The organism is Billgrantia saliphila (assembly GCF_002930105.1).
Classification (GTDB): domain Bacteria; phylum Pseudomonadota; class Gammaproteobacteria; order Pseudomonadales; family Halomonadaceae; genus Halomonas; species Halomonas saliphila.
Genome location: NZ_PJRN01000001.1, coordinates 219,438 through 241,040 on the forward strand (window position 1 = coordinate 219,438; position 21,603 = coordinate 241,040).

Sequence of the window (21,603 nt, forward strand, 5' to 3'; positions counted from 1 at the left end):
CCCAGGCGAAATCGAGGCGGGTGCTGATCATGGCGGGCGGCACCGGGGGCCATGTCATCCCGGCCCTCTCGCTTGCCCGTGGTTTGCGGGACGAGTCGCTGGAGGTGCACTGGCTGGGCAGCCCGCGGGGGATCGAAAACCGCCTGGTGCCGCAGGCCGACCTGCCGCTGCATCGGATCTCGGTGGCGGGCCTGCGCGGTAACGGTCTGGCCGGTTGGTTGCTGGCGCCGTTCAACCTGACACGCGCGGTATGGCAGGCGGCGGGCATCATACGACGCCTGGATCCGGCGCTGGTGGTCGGTCTAGGCGGTTTCGCCAGCGGCCCAGGCGGAGTGGCCGCCTGGCTGCTGCGGCGTCCGCTGGTGATCCATGAACAGAACGCCGTGGCAGGGCTGACCAACCGAGTGCTGGCGCGGCTGGCGAACCGCGTCTATGCCGCCTTCCCGCAGGCGTTCGGCCAACGCGGCGAAGTGGTCGGCAACCCGGTACGGGCGGATATTGCCGCGCTGGGCGAGACGCCGCGCACGGCGCAGGCGATGCGAGGGCGTCGATTACGGCTGCTGGTCGTTGGCGGTTCGTTGGGGGCGCAGGCGCTCAACCAGCGCTTGCCCGAGGCCTTGGCGGCACTGCCCGAGACCAAGCGCCCCGAAGTCTGGCACCAGGCCGGCCGCGACAAGGACGATCCCACCCGTGAGGACTACGCGGCTCGGGGGGTCGAGGCCGAGGTCAGCGCCTTCGTCGACGACATGGCTGCCGCCTATGCTTGGGCCGATCTGGTAGTGTGCCGTGCCGGCGCGTTGACGGTGGCCGAAGTGGCTGCCGCTGCCAAGCCAGCGCTGTTCGTGCCTTTTCCGCACGCGGTGGACGACCACCAGACGGCCAATGCCCGCGCTCTGGTGACGGCGGGCGCAGCCGAACTGATGCCGCAGCAAGAGATGACCGCGGTGTCGCTGGCGGCGAGCCTGACGACACTGCTCGAACCCGACACACTCGCCGCCATGGCACGACAGGCACGTCGCTGTGCGCACCTCGACGCCGTCGAGCGCCTGGTGGCCGGCTGCATGGAGACAGCGCTTGAGCGATAGCACACTGAGGCCGGTTCCCGGCCAGGCAACGTTGCCTCGCCACGGGCGGGGCCTGGGCATGCGCCGCATTCGGCACATTCATTTCGTCGGTATCGGCGGCGCCGGGATGTGCGGCATCGCCGAGGTCCTGGCCAACCAGGGCTACCGGGTCAGTGGCAGCGATCTGAAGCCGTCGCCGGTGGTGGGTAGGCTGCGCGAGCATGGCATTCGCGTGGCCATCGGCCACGCCCCGGAGAACGTGGCGAACGCCGATGTGGTGGTGGTTTCCACCGCCGTGGATCCGTCGAACCCCGAGATTCGCTGGGCGCAGGAGCATCGCGTGCCGGTGGTGCGTCGCGCCGAGATGCTTGCCGAGCTGATGCGCTTTCGCCACGGCATCGCGGTGGCCGGTACCCACGGCAAGACCACCACCACCAGCCTGACCGCTACATTGCTGGCGGAGGGAGGGCTCGATCCCACCTTCGTCATCGGTGGCAAGCTCACCAGCGCCGGCACCAATGCGCGGCTAGGGGAGGGCGACTATTTGGTGGCCGAGGCTGACGAATCCGACGCCTCCTTCCTGCATCTGCAACCGATGGTGGCGATCGTCACCAACATCGACGCCGACCACATGAGCACTTACGGCGGCGACTTCGAGCGTCTCAAGGGCACTTTTATCGAGTTCCTGCACAACCTGCCGTTCTACGGTCTGGCCATCCTCTGCATCGACGACGAGCATGTCCGCGGCCTGCTGGAGCGCGTGCATCGCCAGTTTGTCACCTACGGTTTCAGCGAGGACGCCGACTACCGGGTCGTCGACTTTGCCCAGAAGGCCGGCGAGGTTCGTTTTACCGCGCTGCGCCCGGACGGGCTGGCGCCGCTGGAGGTGCGTCTGGCCATGCCCGGTCGGCACAATGCGCTCAACGCGTTGGCCGCGATTGCCGTGGCGACCGACGCGGGGGTCGACGACGCCGCCATATTGCGTGGCCTGGCCAGTTTCGCCGGGGTGGGGCGACGCTTTCAGGTGCATGGTCATTTTGCTCCACCCGATGGCAGCGGGGAGGTCATGCTGGTCGACGACTATGGCCACCATCCGCGCGAGGTCGACATGGTGATTCGCGCGGTGCGTGCCGGTTGGCCGGAACGCCGGCTGGTGATGGTGTATCAGCCGCATCGCTACACCCGCACGCGCGATCTCTACGAAGACTTCGTGCGCGTATTGGCCGAGGTCGACGTCCTGCTGTTGCTCGATGTCTACAGTGCCGGAGAAACGGCCATACCCGGTGCCGACGGCAAGACGTTGGCGGGCTCGATTCGCCAACGTGGCGCACTCGACCCGATCTTCGTGCGTGACAAGTCAGAGCTGCCCGGGCTGCTTTCCACCGTGTTGCGCGCAGACGACATACTCATTACCCAGGGGGCGGGCGACGTGGGCGGTATCGCCCTTGCCCTGGCCGAGAGCCGGCTGAAACTCGAAGAGGTGGCGCTATGAGGCAAGCACAGGATTTCGGACGCGTCGCGGTGCTCTTCGGTGGGCGTTCCGCCGAGCGCGACGTTTCCCTCAAGAGCGGGGCGGCGGTGTTGGCCGCCCTGCAGCGCAGTGGCGTGGACGCCTTCGGCTACGATCCGGCCGACGGCGGGCTGGTCGGCCTCGAGGCGCTGGCTCCCGATCGTGTTTTCATCGCCCTGCACGGACGGGGCGGTGAAGATGGCACGCTGCAGGGCGCTCTCGAGCTGCTCGGCATTCCCTATACCGGCAGCGGCGTGCTGGCCTCGGCGCTGGGCATGGACAAGCAGCGTACCAAGCAGGTCTGGCAGGCCGTTGGGCTGCCCACGCCGGAGGCGGTGATGCTGGACGACGATGCCGATTGGGGTGAGGTCGTCGCGCGTCTGGAACTACCGTTGATCGTCAAGCCAGTGCACGAGGGCTCGACGCTGGGCATCAGCATCGTTGATGACCGCAACACCCTCGAGGCCGCATACCGCGAAGCGGTCCGCTTCGATGCCCGGGTCATGGCCGAGCGTTACATCCGCGGCGAGGAGTACACCGTCTCGTTGCTGGGCCAGCGTGTGCTCCCCGCCATTCGCGTCGAGGTGCCGAGCGGCTTCTACGACTACGAGGCCAAATATCTTTCCAACGACACGCGCTACCATCTGCCCTGTGGGCTCGATACGGAGCAGGAGGCCGCGCTTGGCGAGCTGTGTCGCCAGGCCTTCGAGGCCGTCGGCGGCGAAGGGTGGGGGCGAGTCGACGTGATGCGCGATGCCGAGGGGCGTTTCTGGCTGATCGAGGTCAATACCTCGCCGGGCATGACCGACCATAGCCTGGTGCCGCAGTCCGCCGCGCATGCCGGCATCGGCTTCGATGAACTGGTGCTGCGCATACTGGCGACCACGCTGGAGCGTAGTCGGGTATGACGGCGCGTGGCTCGACGCTCGGCGTCCTGCTACTACTGATCCTGCTGGGAGCGGGGGGGCGAGCCCTTTGGACCTGGCTCGACCGACCCATCGAGCGGGTCTCGATTCGTGGCGAGCTTCATCATGTCAGCGCGGACTATCTGCGCTCCCAGTTGGCGCCGCTGCTGCAGGGCGAAACCTGGCTGTCGGCGGATCTGCCCGCGTTACGCCGGCGCGCACGTGATATCCCCTGGCTAGCCGAGGTCGGGGTGGCACGGGAGTGGCCCTATGCGCTGGCTTTCGAACTGGTCGAGCAGGTACCGGTGGCGCGCTGGAACGATGACTATCTGCTCAACGCCGAGGGCGAGCCGTTCGCCTTTGTACCGGTGGAGCCACCCGAAGGGCTGCCCGACCTGGCCGGGCCGGTAGGCAGCGGTGCCGAGGTTCTGGCTTATCTCGACCGCCTGTCGCCGCGATTCGAGTCGCTGGGCCTGACAATTAGCCAGCTGCGGCTCGAGCCGCGTGGCGCCTGGCGTTTTCAACTCGACGATAGCGTCTGGGTCATGCTCGGTCGCAATGATCGCGAAGCGCGCCTGGCGCGCCTGACCGCGGCCTGGCAGCGCCAGCTCGGTCCCCAGGCCACTCATATTCGTTATATCGATCTGCGTTACCCCAATGGCGTGGCCGTGGCCTGGCACGGTGAAACCGAAGTCGAAGAGAGCGACGACGGGACAGGCTGAAACGTTTTGTCACGCAAACAATTCGATAAGCGGCAACGCCGGTGTTTCCTTTGCCGTCGATAACCCGTATCGTGAACTTTGTTTTTCGTATTGGACTGGTGGTTTAACGCCAGTTCTTTCTATAATGGGCGCAATGACCATTTATAGCAGAATAATGGTAGTCCCAGCGGGTCAAGTTTCAGGAGACACTCCGGCGCATGGCAGTCACTTCCAACTCATCCAACATGGTAGTCGGGCTGGATATCGGAACATCCAAAGTGGTGGCCATCGTCGGACAAGCCACCGATGACGGCAGCATTGAAATCGCTGGCATCGGGTCCCATCCTTCCCGCGGGATGAAGAAAGGCGTGGTGATCAATATCGAATCGACAGTGCAGTCGATTCAGCGCGCCGTCGAAGAAGCCGAACTGATGGCCGGCTGTGATATTCATTCGGTTTATGTCGGCGTGGCGGGTAGTCATATCAGTTCGATGAACTCGGATGGCGTAGTCGCGATTAAAGAGCGCGAAGTCACTTCCTCGGACATCGATCGAGTCATCGATTCCGCCCGGGCGCGTGCGATTTCCGAGGGTCAACGTGTCCTGCACGTGCTGCCTCAGGAATTCGCCATCGATACCCAGGGCGGCATTCGCGAACCGCTGGGCATGTCGGGTGTGCGCCTCGAGGCGCGCGTTCATCTCGTCACCGCCGCCCTCAATGCGGTTCAGAACATTGACAAGTGCGTGCGACGTTGCGGTCTCGAGGTCGATGCCATCATCCTCGAACAGCTCGCCTCCAGCATGGCCGTACTCACCGAGGACGAGCGCGAACTCGGCGTTTGCATGGTCGACATCGGCGGCGGTACCACCGACATCGCGGTCTTTACCGAAGGTGCCATTCGCCACACGGCGGTCATACCCATCGCCGGCGATCAGGTCACCAATGACATTGCCATGGCGCTGCGCACCCCGACCCAGTACGCCGAGGAGATCAAGGTCAAGTACGCTTGCGCCCTGACCCAGCTCGCGGCGAGCGACGAGATGATCAAGGTGCCCAGCGTCGGCGACCGGCCTTCCCGCGATCTGTCGCGACAGGCTCTCGCCGAAGTGGTCGAGCCGCGCTACGAGGAGCTTTTCACGCTCATCCGCGACGAGCTGCGGCGCAGCGGGTACGAAGACTTGGTGGCGGCCGGCGTGGTGCTGACCGGCGGTACCTCACGCATGGAGGGGGTGGTCGAACTGGCGGAGGAGATATTCCATATGCCGGTACGCATCGCCTGCCCTCACAACGTGCGCGGACTCTCCGACGTGGTGCGCAACCCAATTTATTCCACCGGCGTCGGTTTGCTACATTACGCCCTTCAGGAAGCGCGCCAGGGGCATGGCCGCAAGAGCAGGGTGGCAGCGGCACCGCCACCCAGGCGTGATGACGTCTCCCAGCGTGGTGGATGGGAAGGGATTCCGGCGCTGGCAAAACTCAAGGGCTGGTTGAAAGGAAATTTTTGACAGGGCCGCGGCGCGGTCCAGGAGACGGGGCTTATGTTCGAACTGGTAGATAGCGCACCCTCGAGCAGTGCGGTCATAAAAGTCGTTGGCGTGGGCGGCGGTGGCGGTAACGCCGTCAACCACATGGTCGAGAGCAACATCGAAGGCGTGGAGTTCATCTGTGCCAACACGGATGCCCAGGCACTCAAGCGTGTGGCAGCCAAAACGGTGCTCCAACTCGGCCACGAGATCACCAAAGGGCTCGGTGCCGGGGCCAATCCCGACGTGGGACGTCAGGCGGCCATGGAGGACCGTGAACGCATCGCCGAGTTGCTCAGCGGTGCCGACATGGTGTTCATTACCGCCGGCATGGGAGGCGGCACCGGTACCGGTGGGGCCCCCGTGGTCGCTCAGGTGGCCAAGGAACTGGGTATTCTCACCGTGGCCGTGGTGACGCGTCCGTTCCCCTTCGAGGGGCCCAAGCGCATGCGAGTGGCCGAAGAGGGGATGAAGGAGCTCTCCGAGCACGTCGATTCACTGATCACCATCCCCAACGAGAAACTGCTCTCGGTGCTGGGCAAGAACGCCAGCCTGCTGACCGCGTTCAGTGCCGCTAACGACGTGCTTCTGGGGGCGGTGCAGGGCATTGCCGAGCTGATCACCAGTCCCGGCATCATCAACGTCGACTTCGCCGACGTGCGCACCGTAATGTCCGAGATGGGCATGGCGATGATGGGAACCGGCGGCGCTACCGGCGAGAATCGGGCTCGCGAAGCCGCCGAGAAGGCGATCCGCAGTCCGCTGCTGGAGGACATCGACCTGCATGGCGCGCGCGGCATCCTGGTCAATATTACCGCGGGGCCGGATCTCTCCATCGGCGAGTTCAACGATGTCGGTGCCACGGTGCAGGAGTTCGCCTCGCAGGACGCTACCATCGTAGTAGGCACCTCGATCGACATGGACATGACCGACGAGCTGCGTGTCACGGTAGTGGCGGCAGGACTGGAAGGGCGTCAAGTCAAAGCGGCGGGGCGCGATACCGTCAAGCGCAACGAGGGCAGTGAGTATCGCCAGCGTCCGCAGCCGGCCCTGCGACAGCAGAGCGCCGTGGCCAAGTCCGAGCCCCAGGAGGCCGCCAAGCCGCAGCCGGAGAAGCGTCGATCGCCTCAGGAACTGGACGATTATCTGGATATTCCGGCCTTCCTGCGTCGTCAGGCTGATTGATAAAAGCTATTGTACGATCGGGCAGGGCCAGAGATGTTTTTTTGTTGAAACACTTGTTCGGTGTTATAGTGAACGGTGTTTGATAACTTACAACCGCCTGGCTACTGCCCATGATCAGACAACGCACCCTGCAAAACACCATCCGCGCCACCGGCGTTGGCCTCCATTCCGGCAAGAAGGTCTATCTGACGCTGCGTCCGGCTCCGGTGAACACGGGTATCGTGTTCGTGCGCACCGATCTCGATCCCGAGGTCCAGGTGCCGGCTAGTGCCATGCTGGTCAATGACACGACCCTGTGCACCGCGCTGTCACGCGACGGGGTCAAGGTCGCGACCGTCGAACACCTGATGTCCGCGCTGGCAGGCCTAGGTATCGACAATGCCTACATTGACCTCAGCGCCCCCGAGGTGCCGATCATGGACGGCAGCGCCGGGCCCTTCGTCTTTCTGATCCAGTCGGCGGGCATCGCCGAGCAGGAAGCGCCCAAGCAGTTCATCCGCATCAAGCGTGAAGTCGTGGTGCAGGAGGACGGCAAGGAGGCACGCTTCCTGCCGCACCAGGGCTTCAAGGTGTCGTTCGCCATCGAGTTCGATCATCCGGTCTTCGAGGACCAGAAGCAGACCGCCGTGGTGGATTTCTCGACCACTTCCTTCGTCAAGGAAGTGTCGCGCGCCCGGACATTCGGCTTCATGCGCGACCTTGAATACCTGCGGGCCAATAATCTGGCGCTGGGTGGCAGCCTAGACAATGCCATCGTGGTTGACGACTACCGCATCGTGAACGAGGGCGGTCTGCGCTACGAGGACGAGTTCGTCAAACACAAGGTGCTCGACGCCATTGGCGATCTCTATCTGCTCGGCTACAGCCTGATAGGCGAGTTCCGCGGCCTGAAGTCGGGACATGCGCTGAACAATCAGCTGTGCCGAGCCCTGCTGGCCCAACCCGATGCCTACGAGATCGTCACCTTCGAGAACGAGCGTGAGCTGGCGCCGATCTCTTATGCCCAGCCGGCCATGGCCTGACGCAGCAAGTTTAAGGCTCAGCCGACCCTGCCGACACATAGCGACAGCGCCGCCTTAGGGCGGCGCTGTCGCGTTCAGCGCAAGAACCATTTCTTCATGGTGCTCGCAATGAGGCGCATATCCGCCTCCGGCGTGATGTAGGCGGGCATGGTGTAGAGCCAGCGGCCAAAAGGGCGCAGCCAGACGCCATGTGCCCTGGCATGCTCTGCGACGCCGCGCAGCGAAACGGAATCCTCGACCTCGATCGCTGCGGTAGCTCCCAGGACGCGTACGTCGCGCACCTGAGGATGAGCAAGCAGGCCTTGATCTACCAGCAACTCTTCGCGCAGCACCCGGCTCAGGTCGGTGATCTTTTCCAGATAGTCCTCTTCCTCGAACACGGCGAGACTTTCCAGTGCCACGCGGCATGCCAGCGGATTGCCCATGAAGGTGGGACCATGCATGAAGGCGTGCTGCGGCGTGTCGCCGATGAAGGCGTCGTGCACGCGATCGGTTGCCAGCGTTGCCGCGTGTCCCAGGTAGCCGCCGGTCAGTCCCTTTGAAAGCACCATGATGTCCGGCGTCACTTGGGCATGGTCGGCGGCAAATAGCCTGCCGGTGCGACCGAAGCCGGTCGCTACCTCATCGAAGACCAGCAGCACGTCGAACTCGTCGCACAGCTCGCGTGCGCCCCGCAGATAGTGCGGCGAGGTCATGTTGAGGCCGCCCGCCGCTTGCAGCAGCGGTTCCATCAGCAGGGCGGCGATCTCGTCATGATGCTGCTCGAGTATGGCGCGCAGGGCGGCGAGGTCGCTTGCTACCGCATCGTATTCGGCATCGAAGGTCGCCGTGGGGGCCGGGGCGAAGTGGTGCCGGGGCAGATAGCCCGAGAATAGCGAATGCATGCCTTCTTCGGGGTCGCAGACCGCCATGCAGCCTGCGGTGTCGCCGTGATAGGCCTTCATCAACGAAAGCATGCGGGCCTTGTCGGGCTTGCCCATCAGGCGGTGGTACTGCACCGCCATTTTCATGGCGACCTCCATGCCCACCGAGCCGCTGTCGGAAAAGAACACGTGATTGAGCCCAGGCGGCGTCACCCGCACGAGTTCTCGGGCCAGGCGCTCAGCAGGATCGTGTATCAGCCCGCCCAGCATGACGTGGCACAAGGTATCGGCTTGCTCCTTGATGGCTGTCACCAGGCGCGGGTGCGCATAGCCATGGATCATGCACCACCAGGAGCATGTGGCATCGAGCAGCTGCTCGCCGCCCTCCAGAGTGAAGCGCGGCCCGGCACCTCCAACCACCTTGGGCGCGGTCGGCTGCGTGGCGAGATGGGCATAGGGATGCCATACGGGGGATGTCATATCGCCTCCGTTGGGTAGCGGAAAGGAAGAGCGGGGTGGGTTGTGGGGATAGACGCGCACGCGGACGCACTGAGCGAACGGGCGCTCATGTCAGGCAAGGCCAAGGTAGCCGGCAAGGGGTACGCTGACACTTCAAGATGGTGCGGATGGGGAGACTTGAACTCCCACGCCCGAAGGCACCAGAACCTAAATCTGGCGTGTCTACCAATTCCACCACATCCGCACGGTTGGGCAGGCGTCCACATTGTACGGACCCCCGGTCGCAAGTCAATCGCCATCGGGCAGCCTGAGATGGGCGATGGCGGCCTCCGGGCGCCTTGCGGGGGCAACCCGGCGCAACCGCGGTACCACGCCGAGACACGGGGCGTCGAGGGTCCGCTGCAGTGTTGTGAGGTTGTCAGCATAGAGCGAAGCGTCGCGAGCGAAATCGGCATCAAGCAGATTGCCCACCCAACCAACGAGCTGCGCACCATCGGCACGTATGGCCTCGGCCGTCAGACGCGCGTGGTTGAGACAGCCGAGCTTGAGTCCGACCACCAGAATCACTGGCAGGCCGAGGCGTAACGCCACTTCAGCAAGATCTTCGGTTTCGTTGAGAGGCACGCGCCACCCTCCGGCGCCTTCGACGAGAACGACATCGCGGCGCTCGTTCAGCCAGGGCGCGATGCGCTCACAGAGCTGGGCGAGGTCAAGGCTGACGCCTGCCTGGCGAGCGGCCAGGTGTGGAGCGATGGCGGGTTCGAAAGCGAAAGGATTGATCGTGACATAGTCCGCTGCTGGCACACTGCGTGCCTGCAGTGCGAGGGCATCGTCGTTGCGCAACCCTGCGGGAGTGGCCATACACCCTGAGGCGACGGGCTTGAGTCCCAGCGTGGTCAGACCTTGCGAGCGGGCCAGCGCCAGCAGCCCGGCGCTGACCAGCGTCTTGCCGGCGTCGGTGTCGGTACCTGTCACGAAGAAACTCGGCATGGCTAGCTCTCCTTGTCGAGGCGCAGCGTCAGGCGAAAGTAGCTGACAGGCAGACCCGCCGAGGTGCGCAGCGTCTCGTAGCGACGCTCGGCACGTGCCAGGTCCGTGCGGGTGAGATGCGCGGCGGGGCGTGGGGTCTGGGCGCCGACTCCCTTGATCGAGGCCATGACCGCTGCCAGGTCGGGGTAATGGAAGCGCTCCGTGGCGATCTCGCAGTACGCCCGGGCGAAGCCGGCCCGTCGCGCGGATGCGAGATGCTGCTGGCGTGAACGGAAATCGAGCAGGGCGGTGGGCGCGTCCCAGGCGTGTGCGACTTCCCGCAGGGTGCCGGGGCCCAGGGTATTGATCAGCGCTCGCCCGCCGGGACGGAGCACGCGATACACTTCGGCCAGCGCAGCGTCGAGATCAGGGCACCACTGGAGCGCCAGGTTCGAGAAGACCAGCGATACGGCGCTATCAGCCAGAGGCAGGCTGGCGGCATCTCCGCAGAGCCAACGAATGTCCGAATGTGTGGCGGCGGCCGACTCGAGCATGCCCAGGGAAACGTCCAGCCCAACGACCTGGCATTTGGCGCCGAAGCGATCCGCCAGCCGTCGACTCCAGTGGCCCGGGCCACAGCCCAGGTCGAGCACGCGGTCGGCCCGGGGAGGTAGCTGCGACCACAGCGCTGCCCCCATGGCCTGCTGGGCCCTGGCCAGCCGTGTGTAGCGATGCGCGGAGCGCGAGAAGGCCCGCGCCACATGACGGCGCCACTCTATGTGTTGCCACGTTGCGGGTGCGATGCTGCCGGCGGGAGAGTGAATCATCGGTCCCTTCCTGCCGTGAATGCCGGAACGACTCTTCCGGCTTCGTCCGCCAGCGCTGAGAGAAGCTGCGCCAGGTCATCGGGCCGCGTCAGCATCGGGCAGTGACCGGTATCGGCCAGCAGCGAGTCGACCTGGTGGCGTTCGGTCGTAGGCGCCAAGGGGTCGTGTGCGCCGGCAATGCGATGAATCGGGCAGGGTGGTGCCGATAATTGCACGGTCAGGTCGATACTCGACAGCTGCTCCAGGCCCGTCGCCAGGGCCTGCAACGTGGCGGGGGGCGCGTGGCCGATGAGATCGAGCAGGCGACGATGGGCAAGACGTGGGGCGGGCTCGCCCAGTAGCTGCCAACGCAGGAAGTGTTGCCAGGTGGCGTGCGGGTGACGGCCGAAGGCGCGACGGAAAGTGGCCAACTCGGCGGAGGTGACGCCGCTCCTGCGACAAAAACGTTCCCCTATGCCGAGCAGTACCAACCCTCGTGGCGGCGGTAGATGATCGAGCAACGCACCCGCCAGCAACCCTCCCAGCGACCAGCCGACCCAGATGGCGCTCGGCGGTAGGTCGTGGCACATCGAGTCGGCCAGGGCGTCGAGCGATGCCGGTACGGGCACGCCGAGACGCTCACCGTAGCCCGGCCAGTCGGGGGCATGAACCGCCTGGTTCGCCGACCAATGGGGAGCCAAGGGCTGCCAGATGCGCGCGTCAATGCCCCAGCCCGAGAGCAGTACCAGAGGCGTCATACCACCTCCTCGGCCAGACGCGCCAGGGCTTCCAGCAGCATATCGATATCGTCGCAGGTATGCGCCGCGCTGAGGGTGATGCGCAGGCGCGCTTCGCCGCGAGGCACCGTTGGCGGGCGTATGGCACCGACCAGCAGGCCCGAGTCGCGAAGCCTCGCCGCCCAGTGCAAGGTGCGCTGGCTGTCGCCGAGCCGCAGTGGCTGAATCGGCGTGACCGAATTCGTCAGCGGAAGAACGAGACGTCGCGCCTCGTGGCGGAAGTAGGCGATCAGCGCGTGCAGGCGTTCGCGACGCTCGGGCTCGGCCGCGAGGACGTCGAGCGCTTTCAGCGTCGCGGCGGCCACGCCCGGGGGTTGGGCCGTGGTATAGGCATAAGGTCTGGCGAACTGGATCAGATGGTCGATGAGCGCTTCGCTACCGGCCACGAAGGCGCCGGCGGTACCCAGCGCCTTGCCCAGCGTGCCGACCAGCACCGGCACCGCATCGTAGCCATGCAAACGGCCGACGCAACCATCCCCGGCGGGGCCGAGGACACCCAACCCGTGGGCATCATCGATCATCGTCCAGGCGCCATGACGAGCGCTCGTGGCCGACAGTCCGGCGACATCGGCGATGTCGCCGTCCATGCTGAACACGCCGTCGCTGACCACCAGGCGGCGAGCCTCTGACGGTGCACGGGCGAGCAGTCGGTCCAGGTCGTCTAGGTCGCGATGATGGAAACGCCTCGAGCGCGCTCCCGCCAGGCGGGCACCGTCGAGCAGCGAGGCGTGGTTGAGTCGGTCCTGAAACACATGGGTGCCTGCGTCGCACAGGGCCTGCAGCGTGCCCAGATTGGCCATGTAGCCGGTCGAGAAGAGCAATGCCCTTGGGCGGCCTACCCACGCGGCAAGCCGTTCTTCGAGCGCTTCGTGGACTTCGAGGTGGCCGCTGACCAGATGCGAGGCGCCGGCGCCGGCGCCGAAGCGGCGCGCGCCTTCGGCCTGCGCTTCGGCGAGCCTGGGTTCCTGCGCGAGCCCCAGATAGTCGTTGCCGGCGAAGTCGCGCAGATTGTTGCTGCGGCCAGGGTGGCGGCGTTGGAGGCGACGCTCGCGCCATAGCCCGCGGTCGCGCTGCAGGTGGGCGCGCTCGGCCAGCAGTGTCGACCATTCGGCGTGACGCATAGCCGTCAGGCCCGGGCGGCGTCGTAGAAGAGTTCGCTGGGTTGCGTGGCGGCCTTGCGGGCCAGCTGCGCTTCGAGATCCACCTCGGCCCGGGCGTTGTCGACGCAGGTGTCGCGACGCTCGGGATGCAAGCCGAGCTTGGCGAATAGCTCGCGGTCGCGTTGCGCCTGCGGATTGGCCGTGGTCAATAGTCGCTCGCCATAGAAGATCGAATTGGCGCCGGCGAGGAAAGCCAGGGCCTGGGTCGAGTCGCTCATCTGTTCGCGGCCGGCGGAGAGGCGCACGTGGCTGGATGGCATCACGATGCGAGCGACGGCGATGGCGCGTATGAAATCGATGGGGTCCAGGTCGTCGACGCTCTCCAGGGGCGTGCCGGGCACCTTGACCAGCATGTTGATCGGCACCGATTCGGGATGCGGATCGAGACGGGCGAGTTGCTGCAGCAGTGCGGCGCGATCCCGTGGTGCCTCGCCCATGCCGAGAATCCCGCCGGAGCAGACTTTCATGCCGGCGTCGCGCACGTTGGCGAGGGTCTCCAGACGGTCGGCGTAGGTGCGGGTGGTGATGATCTCGCCGTAGTACTCCGGCGAGGTATCCAGGTTGTGATTGTAATAATCGAGGCCGGCGTCCGAGAGTCGCTTGGCCTGCTCGTCGTCGAGCATGCCCAGCGTCATGCAAGTCTCGAGTCCCAGTGCCTTGACCCGACCGACCATTTCCAGCACGACGTCGAAATCCTTTTCCCGTGGGCTGCGCCAGGCGGCGCCCATGCAGAAGCGGCTGGCGCCGGCCTGCTTCGCCGCACGAGCCTGCTCCACCACCTTCTCGATCTCCAGCAGCTTTTCCTTGTCCAGGCCTGTCGTGTAGTGACCGGACTGTGGACAGTACTTGCAGTCCTCTGGGCAGGCGCCGGTCTTGATCGAAAGCAGGGTGGAAACTTGCACGGCACCGGGATCGAAATATTGACGGTGCACTTGTTGAGCATGGAACAGCAGATCGTTGAAGGGCCGCGCGAAGAGCGCCTCGATCTCGGCCAGCGTCCAATCGTGGCGGATGGCGGCCTGGCTGGACGCGTCGTTATAGGTGGCTTGCTGGGCGTCGGGCATGGAGGGCTCGCTTGTCGTCAACCTGATAGGGATAATGGGTTGACTAGCGAGGTTACGTGAAATGAAGCGGCTGTCAACTCCGAGAAGTTGGGCTGGTTAACCAGTGGCGCCACCAACGGTAGCGCTGACATTCGGATCGCGGGGAGGCGGACTTGAAGGCACGACGTAGGCGAGGAATAGGGCGGTGGGGAAATGAACGGCTGTCGTCTCTATGGCGTGGTGTCGATGCGACCCTTCGCCAGGCGCTGCCTGGCCGCTGCGGTTTCTGCCTGGCGCCGGCCGAGCGCGAGCGCCCCTGGTGCAAGGCCTGCTTCGAGGTGCTGCCGTGGAACCTGCCGGCTTGCCCAGCTTGTGCCGAACCGCAGCCTTCGGGGTCGCTGGCGGGGCGACGCTGCGGCCGCTGCCTGCAACGACCCCCCGCCTTCGCTCGCGCTCGCGTGGCGCTGCGCTACGAGGGCGATGTGGCGCGATTGATGCAGCGTTTCAAGTTTCACGCTTCCCCACGCGCCGGCACGGTGCTGCTGGAGCTGCTCGAGCGCGGCCTGCCGCAGGAAGCCCTGGCTTGGCCGCAGGCGCTCGTGCCGGTGCCTCTCCACCCCCAGCGCGCTCGCGAGCGCGGTTTCGATCAGGCCGGCTGGCTGGCAAGGCGACTGGCCCGGCGCTACCGACTGGCGCTTCACCGGGCGCAGCGGCTCAATCACACGCGCTCGCAGCGAGGCCTGGATCGGGCAGAGCGCTACCGCAACCTTCGCAACGGCTTTCTGGTCGAGGGAGGGCTGCCGTCGCGGGTGGCACTGCTCGACGACGTCATGACCACCGGGGCCACGCTGGACGCCTTGGCGCAGGCCTGTCGAGCGGCCGGAGCGCGTGAGGTGGAGGCCTGGGCTGTCGCGCGCACACCGCTGTAGGCGGTCGACATGCCCATCGAGACGACTGGCCTGTTAACATGGGGTTTTCCACCCCGGAATCGATCATGTCGCAAGCGTCTCACCCCTTCGCTGAACTCTCGCCGGCCCGCGTCGTGGCGGCGGTGGAGTCGCTCGGTTTCTGGCTGCCCGGCGAACCGTTTACGCTGAACAGCTACGAAAACCGTGTGTTTCTCCTCCATGACGACGAGGCGCGGCGCTGGATAGCCAAGTTCTATCGCCCTGATCGCTGGAGCGACGCTCAGATCCAGGAAGAGCATGATTTTCTCGACGAGTTGCAGCGCACCGGCGTGTCCGTCGCAGCTCCTTGGCGGAGCGCGACGGGGCATAGCCTGCACCGAGCCGAAGGATTCCGCCTGGCGCTGTTTCCGCAGATACCCGGGCAGGCACCGGAGCTCGAGAATCCAAGCCACTTGTTCGTTCTGGGCGAGCTGATCGGTGCCGTTCATGCCGTGGGCGAGCGTGCCGGTTTCGTCCACCGCCAGCGACTCGATCTCGACGGCATGGTGCGCGAGGCGCAGGAGCGCGTCCTGTCCAGTCCTTGGCTGGATCGGCGCCAGCGCCAGGCCTACGCGCGCGTCTCGGAAGCTCTGCATGCCGCCCTGAAGCCCCATGCCTGGAGCGCGGAACGCGCTATCCGCGTACACGGGGATTGCCATATCGGCAACATCCTGGGGCGCGACGAGCATTTCTCCCTCGTCGATTTCGACGATTGCCTGATGGCGCCGGCAATGCAGGATCTATGGATGCTGCTAACTGCCGAGCACGAGGCGGAGTGGCACATGCAACTCTCGGAAGTGATGGAAGGCTATGAGCAGCAGCGTGAGTTCGACCGTAGCGAGCTGACGCTCATCGAGCCGCTGCGTACGCTGCGGCTCATGCGGCATAGCGCATGGCTGGTAGCGCGCTGGGGGGATCCGGCGTTCCCGCAGGCTTTCCCCTGGGTGGCGGACAGCGGTTACTGGGAAAGCCATATACGTCAGCTGGAGCAGCAGCGCCAGGTACTCGAGCGAAGGCCGCGCTGGCTGGCGGAGTGATGCTCCCGCAGGGTGCGGGAGCGTCGTGCTCACTCGTCGTCGGGATCCGGGCGCTGGGCGGGGATCGGGTTGGCGACACCGGTACCGTCGGCCTGGCGACGCTGCTCGTTGATGCGCTCGGAGGGATTGTCCTGCTCTTCGATGGTCATGTCGTCGGCCAGCCTGAGCAGGAAGGTGTGATCGGACGATAGCACGCAGCGACCGGAATCGCAGGCGGGAATGCCGTAGCTGTCATCCAGTTCGTAGGCGGCTGCGGATATTTCGCCGCTGTAGATGCGGCTGTCGTCGCTGCTGGTCTCGATACAAGTGAGAGCCTTGGTCGTGATGCGCAGACGAGCTCCTTCCTGGCGAGCATCGGCGACGACCACACAGTACTCCGGAAGCGTATCGGTGGCCTCGGCAACGCCACTGACAGGGCGTAGCAGGATATCGTCGCGCCGATCGCTGCCATCCTCGAAGACCAGTTCGTCGACCGTCTGCACGGCGAGGCGGGCATCGGTGGGTAGCGACAGGGTAGCGGCAGCGGCGCCCAAGGGCAGGAGAAGAAGGGCCAATCCGGCGGCGGTCGCTCGGGCGTCCGGTATCTTGATCATAACGGGCTCTCGGTATAAATGGAGGCTGCGTGTGAGCAGTATCGATACCGCGAGTCTACCATAGGCACCTCGCACCGGCAGCGGCAGGAATGTCGCAGGGGCGGCCCGGAGTGGGTCATCTTCGGCCTGCGAGCGGATGTCGGTTACGATAGAATGTCGCCTTGGGAAGAACGCTATTCGTACAAGAATCCATCCCTATGGAGCTGGTATGAAGCGGTGGTGGCCAGGCCATCACGAAACGACCGATAACTCTCGGCACAGGGCCTGACCATGACCGAAGAACTTGCGAACCACTACCGACAGATCATACTCGAACTGGGCGAGAATCCCGACCGGGAAGGCCTGCGCGATACGCCCAGACGGGCCGCGAAGGCCATGCAGTTTTTGACGCGCGGCTATGCCCAAGCGCTCGAAGAAATCGTCAACGGCGCCGTTTTCGAGTCCGAAACCGATGAGATGGTGCTGGTCAAGGATATCGAACTCTACTCGATGTGCGAGCACCACCTGCTGCCCTTCATCGGCAAATGCCATATAGCCTATCTGCCGAGTGGCAGAGTGTTGGGGCTTTCCAAGTTCGCTCGCATCGTCGAGATGTTCGCGCGGCGCATGCAGATCCAGGAGAACCTGACCCGACAGATCGCCGAGGCCGTGCAGCAGGTGACTCAGGCGCGTGGCGTTGCCGTGGTGATCGAGGCACGCCATCTGTGCATGATGATGCGAGGTGTCGAGAAACAGAATTCGAGCATGACATCCTCAGTGATGCTGGGCGCTTTCCGTAACAACCTGACCACACGGCAGGAGTTCCTGACCCTGGTCAGCGGTCGCTAAGCATGCGCCCGTAGTATTGGGGAGTATTTTTGGGATCTGCCATGAGCGGCTCTCTTCCTCCACTTGGAGCTTGACGTCATGACGCTGCATGCCCTCGACGACCAGCATCTCGATCACGATCTGGCTACGATCCGCATCAAGAACCTGCGATTGCGTACTTTCATCGGTATCAAGGAGGAGGAGGTCCTCAATCGGCAGGACGTGGTGATCAATGCGGTGATTCGCTATCGTGCCGACAAGGCGGTCGAGTTCAATCTCATCGAGCAGGCGCTCAATTATCGAACCATCACCAAGGCGGTGATCGGCCTGGTGGAGGGCGGCCGCTTCCAGCTGCTCGAGCGCATGACGCGCGAAGTGCTGGACCTCATCATGTCCCACGAGCCGGTGCTTACCGCACAGGTCGAGATCGACAAGCCGCATGCGCTACGCTTCGCCGATTCGGTCTCCGTCACCCTCTCGGCGAGTCGCGAGCCGCGACGCGAGCGTTGAGCGAAGCGACACCCACAGTAGACGTCACGCGGCGTTTGGTCATGGCCAGGCTTTGCGCTTAGCATGGAGGTTTTGAAACCATAGAGAGACGCGGCGTTGGCAAGCGAAACTCCTCCCCCCGCCCCATCACGACGGCGCTACTCGCCCTGGGCGATGGCGGCCATCATCACGGCGATCGTCGCTCTGCTGTTCGAGGGCAGCCTGCTTCCGGTGAACTTCGCCGCCGCCATCTTTGCGCTCATTGGGCTGCGCCAGATACATCGCCAGCCCCAGCGCTACATTGGCCGCCCCTTCTGCTGGATCGCCATCGCGCTGGTGCTGATACTTGCCATACTGACGGCTATGTTGCAGCCAACGCTGCCGGAGGAAGGTGCGCCCCGAGAGGCGTCCGGGCAGCGCGCTACCGAAACGCCGTGACAGGGAAAGGTTTCAAGACCACGCATCGCTGAAATCGAGGCCTACGAGGCCGGGAGACATGACATGGAAGCTCTCAAGGAAACACAACTCTATTGCCCCTTCGCCTATATCGATGGCAGTTGGGTCGCCGCCGACAGCGGCGAACAGATCGAGGTCATCAACCCTGCGACGGGAGAGACCTTCGGCACCGTGCCGCGGCTGGGACGCGTCGAGACCGAGCGGGCCATTGCCGCGGCGGATGCGGCGCTGGTCGGCTGGCGCGGGCTCACCGCCCAAGAGCGGGCCGACATCCTGATGAAGTGGCACGAACTGATGCTCGAGCATCAGGAAGACCTGGCCAAGATCATGACCTACGAGCAGGGCAAGCCACTCAAGGAGGCGGCCGGCGAGATCGCCTACGCCGCCAGCTTCATCCGCTGGTACGCCGAAGAGGCGCGACGCATCTATGGCGAGACCATTCCTGCAGGCAAGCCCAATCAGCGTATCGTGATCACCAAGCAGCCGGTGGGCGTGGTCGGCGCCATCACGCCCTGGAACTTTCCGGCGGCAATGATTACGCGCAAGGCCGGGGCGGCACTGGCGGCAGGGTGCACCATCGTCATCAAGCCCGCCAGCCAGACGCCGTTCTCCGCCACTGCGTTGGCGCTGCTGGCCGAGCGCGCCGGGGTTCCTCGCGGTGTGTTCAATGTGGTGCCGGGGCGTGCCGGCGAAATCGCGGCGGCGCTCACCGAGTCGCCGCTGGTGCGCAAGATCACCTTCACCGGTTCCACCGAAGTCGGCCGCGAGCTGATGGCGCGCGCCTCACAGCATATCCAGAAGATCTCGCTGGAACTCGGTGGCAATGCACCCTTCATCGTGTTCGAGGATGCCGACCTGGATGCCGCGGTGGAGGGCGCCATGGCGGCCAAGTTCCGCAACGCCGGTCAGACTTGTATCTGCACCAATCGCTTCCTGGTGCAATCCAGCGTGGTCAATGCCTTCTGCGAGAAGCTGGCGGTAGCGATGAACAGCGAGCTCAAGGTTGGCAATGGCACCGAACCCGATATCAACATCGGTCCGCTGATCGACGACCAGGCGGTGAACAAGGTCAGCGAGCACGTGCACGACGCCGTCGACAAGGGCGCCGAATTGCTGCTGGGTGGGCATCCGCATCCGCTGGGAGGCAATTTCTTCACTCCGACGCTCATCAGCTTCGCCAATGCCGACATGAAGGTGGCGCACGAAGAGACCTTCGGTCCGCTGGCCGCGGTGTTTCCGTTCGAGGACGAAGAGGATGCCGTGCAGATGGCCAACGACACCCAGTACGGTCTGGCTTCCTACTTCTATTCGCGGGATCTGGGCCGCGTGTGGCGCGTCGCCGATGCCCTGGAGTACGGCATGGTGGGGATCAATACCGGGCTGATCTCCAATACCGCCGCTCCCTTCGGTGGCGTCAAGGCCTCGGGGCTCGGCCGCGAGGGTGGCCATCAGGGAATAGAGGAGTTCCTGGAAACTAAGTATCTCTGCATCGATCTCGGTTGATCGAGCCGGAAGCTTGAGAGCGCCGCTTCGCGGCTGGAAGCTGGAAGAAAAACACCCCCGTCGGCTGCCGGCGGGGGTGTGCTTTTAAGCTTGGTTCAGGCTGATCTCCAGCTTCCAGCCTCTAGTGGCGGAAGTGACGCATGCCGGTGAAGACCATGGCGATGCCCGCTTCATTGGCCGCGTCGATCACTTCCTGGTCGCGCATGGAGCCGCCGGGTTGGATCACTGCGGTGATTCCGGCCTCCGCGGCGGCATCGATGCCGTCGCGAAAGGGGAAGAAGGCGTCGCTGGCCATGACCGAGCCGGGAACCTCGAGCCCTTCGTCCGCCGCCTTGATGCCGGCAATCTTCGCCGAGTAGACGCGACTCATCTGACCGGCGCCGACGCCGATGGTCTGGCCGCCTTTGGCGTAGACGATGGCATTGGACTTGACGTACTTGGCTACCTTCCAGGCGAAAGCCAGGTCGCGAAGTTCCTGTTCGCTGGGCACCCGCTCGGTGACCACGGTGAGTTCGTCGCGGCCGACCATGCCCAGATCGCGCTCCTGTACCAGCAATCCTCCAGTGACGCGCTTGAAGTCATGGGCGTGCTCGCGCTCGCCGGGCCAGCTGTCGCCGACATCGAGCAGACGCACGTTCTGCTTTCCGGCGACGATAGCGGCGGCCTCTTCTTCGACGCCGGGGGCGATGATCACCTCGACGAACTGGCGGTCGATGATGGCGCGGGCGGTTTCGGCGTCGAGCGGGACATTGAAGGCGATGATGCCGCCGAAGGCGCTGGTGGGGTCGGTAGCAAAAGCCTTGTCGTAGGCTTCGCGTGGCGTGGCGCCGACCGCCACACCGCAGGGATTGGCGTGCTTGACGATCACGCAGGTGGTGTCGGTGAAGCTCTTGACGCACTCGAAGGCGGCGTCGGTATCGGCCACGTTGTTGAACGACAGGTCTTTGCCCTGCAGCTGGCGCGCGGTGGCGACACTGGCCTCACGGGCGTCGGCCTCGACGTAGAAGGCTGCGCCCTGGTGCGGGTTCTCGCCGTAGCGCATGGACTGCTTCTTGATGAACTGCACGTTGTAGGTACGCGGGAAGCCATCCTCACTGCCGGAGACTCGGCCGCCCAGAAAGTCGGCGATGGCGGCGTCATAGCCCGCGGTATGCTCGAAGGCCTTCACTGCCAGGTCGAAGCGGGTCTCGGCACTGACGGCGCCATCGTGCGCGTCGAGCTCGGCGACTACCTTCGCATAGTCGCCAGCATTGACCACGATAGTGGTAAAGGCGTGATTCTTGGCGCAGGCGCGCACCATGGTCGGGCCACCGATGTCGATGTTTTCGATGGCGTCCTCGAGCGTGCAGTCCGGGCGAGCCACGGTTTGGGCGAAGGGGTAGAGGTTGACCACCACCATGTCGATCGGAGCGATGCCATGCTTGGCCATGATGTCATCGTCCTGGCCGCGGCGGCCGAGGATGCCGCCATGAATCTTGGGGTGCAGGGTCTTGACCCGGCCGTCCATGATTTCGGGAAAGTCGGTGTGCTCGGAGACTTCCGTCACCTCGATACCGTTCTCCTGTAGTAGCCGGTAGGTGCCACCGGTGGAGAGCAGCACGATTCCCCGGGCCTGGAGGGCGCGGGCGAAATCGACGATCCCTGTCTTGTCGGAGACGCTGATCAGGGTGCGGCGAACCGGTTGGGGAGCGGAAGTTTCGGCCATGGTGGGGCAACTCTGTGTCGAGGATTGAGGGAAAGGGTCCGGTGCGCATGGCGCAGCGG

21 protein-coding genes and 1 tRNA gene are annotated in these 21,603 nt (G+C 64.8%); 13 read left to right on the forward strand and 9 right to left on the reverse strand.

Annotated features, from left to right (window positions below; genetic code table 11):
• Nucleotides 1–29 precede the first annotated feature (29 nt).
• The 7 genes from murG to lpxC all read left to right on the forward strand — a co-directional run bounded on the left by murG (nt 30) and on the right by lpxC (nt 7,910).
• Nucleotides 30–1,085, forward strand: a complete 1,056-nt coding sequence (murG, locus tag CYJ07_RS01045; RefSeq protein ID WP_231489503.1) for an undecaprenyldiphospho-muramoylpentapeptide beta-N-acetylglucosaminyltransferase — start codon at nt 30–32, stop codon at nt 1,083–1,085.
• Between the two features lie 58 nt (nt 1,086–1,143).
• Nucleotides 1,144–2,556 (forward strand): UDP-N-acetylmuramate--L-alanine ligase, encoded by a 1,413-nt coding sequence (murC, locus tag CYJ07_RS01050; RefSeq protein WP_104202025.1) that lies wholly within the window; start codon nt 1,144–1,146, stop codon nt 2,554–2,556.
• Nucleotides 2,553–3,482, forward strand: coding sequence for a D-alanine--D-alanine ligase (locus tag CYJ07_RS01055; RefSeq protein ID WP_104201808.1), 930 nt, complete (start codon nt 2,553–2,555; stop codon nt 3,480–3,482). Before murC ends, CYJ07_RS01055 begins: the two co-directional genes overlap by 4 nt.
• Complete coding sequence (locus tag CYJ07_RS01060; RefSeq protein ID WP_104201809.1) at nt 3,479–4,201, forward strand: cell division protein FtsQ/DivIB; 723 nt, start codon at nt 3,479–3,481, stop codon at nt 4,199–4,201. The genes CYJ07_RS01055 and CYJ07_RS01060 overlap by 4 nt, the downstream gene beginning before the upstream one ends.
• A gap of 197 nt (nt 4,202–4,398) precedes the next feature.
• The gene (gene ftsA, locus CYJ07_RS01065) at nt 4,399–5,685 is read left to right on the forward strand and encodes a cell division protein FtsA (protein ID WP_104201810.1); all 1,287 of its coding nucleotides are present in this window, start codon (nt 4,399–4,401) and stop codon (nt 5,683–5,685) included.
• A 33-nt stretch (nt 5,686–5,718) separates the two neighbouring features.
• Nucleotides 5,719–6,888 carry a cell division protein FtsZ gene (gene ftsZ / locus CYJ07_RS01070; protein ID WP_104201811.1) on the forward strand — a complete coding sequence of 390 codons (1,170 nt, stop codon included), beginning with the start codon at nt 5,719–5,721 and terminating at the stop codon, nt 6,886–6,888.
• 110 nt (nt 6,889–6,998) lie between these two features.
• Complete coding sequence (gene lpxC / locus CYJ07_RS01075) at nt 6,999–7,910, forward strand: UDP-3-O-acyl-N-acetylglucosamine deacetylase (RefSeq protein WP_104201812.1); 912 nt, start codon at nt 6,999–7,001, stop codon at nt 7,908–7,910.
• Nucleotides 7,911–7,984: 74 nt separating this feature from the next.
• On the opposite strand, the gene bioA is transcribed toward lpxC, so the two are convergent.
• The 7 genes from bioA to bioB form a co-directional block, all read right to left on the reverse strand.
• Nucleotides 7,985–9,253: an adenosylmethionine--8-amino-7-oxononanoate transaminase gene (gene bioA / locus CYJ07_RS01080; protein ID WP_104201813.1), complete on the reverse strand. Its 1,269-nt coding sequence runs from the start codon at nt 9,251–9,253 to the stop codon at nt 7,985–7,987.
• Nucleotides 9,254–9,391: 138 nt separating this feature from the next.
• Nucleotides 9,392–9,476 (reverse strand) — tRNA-Leu (locus tag CYJ07_RS01085).
• Between the two features lie 44 nt (nt 9,477–9,520).
• Complete coding sequence (gene bioD, locus CYJ07_RS01090; protein ID WP_104201814.1) at nt 9,521–10,222, reverse strand: dethiobiotin synthase; 702 nt, start codon at nt 10,220–10,222, stop codon at nt 9,521–9,523.
• Nucleotides 10,223–10,224: 2 nt separating this feature from the next.
• Complete coding sequence (locus tag CYJ07_RS01095) at nt 10,225–11,028, reverse strand: methyltransferase domain-containing protein (protein ID WP_104201815.1); 804 nt, start codon at nt 11,026–11,028, stop codon at nt 10,225–10,227.
• Nucleotides 11,025–11,765 (reverse strand): alpha/beta fold hydrolase, encoded by a 741-nt coding sequence (locus tag CYJ07_RS01100; protein ID WP_104201816.1) that lies wholly within the window; start codon nt 11,763–11,765, stop codon nt 11,025–11,027. The genes CYJ07_RS01095 and CYJ07_RS01100 overlap by 4 nt, the downstream gene beginning before the upstream one ends.
• Nucleotides 11,762–12,925 (reverse strand): 8-amino-7-oxononanoate synthase, encoded by a 1,164-nt coding sequence (bioF, locus tag CYJ07_RS01105; protein ID WP_104201817.1) that lies wholly within the window; start codon nt 12,923–12,925, stop codon nt 11,762–11,764. Before bioF ends, CYJ07_RS01100 begins: the two co-directional genes overlap by 4 nt.
• A 5-nt stretch (nt 12,926–12,930) precedes the next feature.
• Nucleotides 12,931–14,028: a biotin synthase BioB gene (bioB, locus tag CYJ07_RS01110; protein ID WP_104201818.1), complete on the reverse strand. Its 1,098-nt coding sequence runs from the start codon at nt 14,026–14,028 to the stop codon at nt 12,931–12,933.
• A 152-nt stretch (nt 14,029–14,180) separates the two neighbouring features.
• Between bioB and CYJ07_RS01115 the strand changes: the two genes are divergently transcribed.
• Together CYJ07_RS01115 and CYJ07_RS01120 are read left to right on the forward strand one after the other, a co-directional pair.
• On the forward strand, nt 14,181–14,936 hold the full coding sequence (locus CYJ07_RS01115; protein ID WP_231489493.1) for a ComF family protein: 756 nt from the start codon (nt 14,181–14,183) through the stop codon (nt 14,934–14,936).
• Nucleotides 14,937–15,001: 65 nt separating this feature from the next.
• On the forward strand, nt 15,002–15,991 hold the full coding sequence (locus tag CYJ07_RS01120) for a serine/threonine protein kinase (RefSeq protein ID WP_104201819.1): 990 nt from the start codon (nt 15,002–15,004) through the stop codon (nt 15,989–15,991).
• 29 nt (nt 15,992–16,020) lie between these two features.
• Here CYJ07_RS01120 and CYJ07_RS01125 read toward each other — a convergent pair whose 3' ends face one another.
• Entirely contained in the window at nt 16,021–16,584 is a 564-nt protein-coding gene (locus CYJ07_RS01125) for a hypothetical protein (RefSeq protein WP_104201820.1), read from the reverse strand.
• Between the two features lie 270 nt (nt 16,585–16,854).
• Here CYJ07_RS01125 and folE point away from each other — a divergent pair, with 270 nt between their 5' ends.
• The 4 genes from folE to CYJ07_RS01145 all read left to right on the forward strand — a co-directional run bounded on the left by folE (nt 16,855) and on the right by CYJ07_RS01145 (nt 19,839).
• Nucleotides 16,855–17,412 (forward strand): GTP cyclohydrolase I FolE, encoded by a 558-nt coding sequence (gene folE / locus CYJ07_RS01130; protein WP_104201821.1) that lies wholly within the window; start codon nt 16,855–16,857, stop codon nt 17,410–17,412.
• Nucleotides 17,413–17,490: 78 nt separating this feature from the next.
• Nucleotides 17,491–17,901, forward strand: coding sequence for a dihydroneopterin triphosphate 2'-epimerase (gene folX / locus CYJ07_RS01135; RefSeq protein WP_104201822.1), 411 nt, complete (start codon nt 17,491–17,493; stop codon nt 17,899–17,901).
• 96 nt (nt 17,902–17,997) lie between these two features.
• Entirely contained in the window at nt 17,998–18,318 is a 321-nt protein-coding gene (locus CYJ07_RS01140) for a hypothetical protein (RefSeq protein ID WP_156085455.1), read from the forward strand.
• 63 nt (nt 18,319–18,381) lie between these two features.
• The gene (locus tag CYJ07_RS01145; RefSeq protein WP_104201824.1) at nt 18,382–19,839 is read left to right on the forward strand and encodes an NAD-dependent succinate-semialdehyde dehydrogenase; all 1,458 of its coding nucleotides are present in this window, start codon (nt 18,382–18,384) and stop codon (nt 19,837–19,839) included.
• 121 nt (nt 19,840–19,960) lie between these two features.
• On the opposite strand, the gene purH is transcribed toward CYJ07_RS01145, so the two are convergent.
• A complete protein-coding gene (gene purH / locus CYJ07_RS01150; RefSeq protein WP_104201825.1) occupies nt 19,961–21,544 on the reverse strand; it encodes a bifunctional phosphoribosylaminoimidazolecarboxamide formyltransferase/IMP cyclohydrolase in 1,584 nt (527 codons plus the stop codon).
• Between the last annotated feature and the right edge of the window lie 59 nt (nt 21,545–21,603).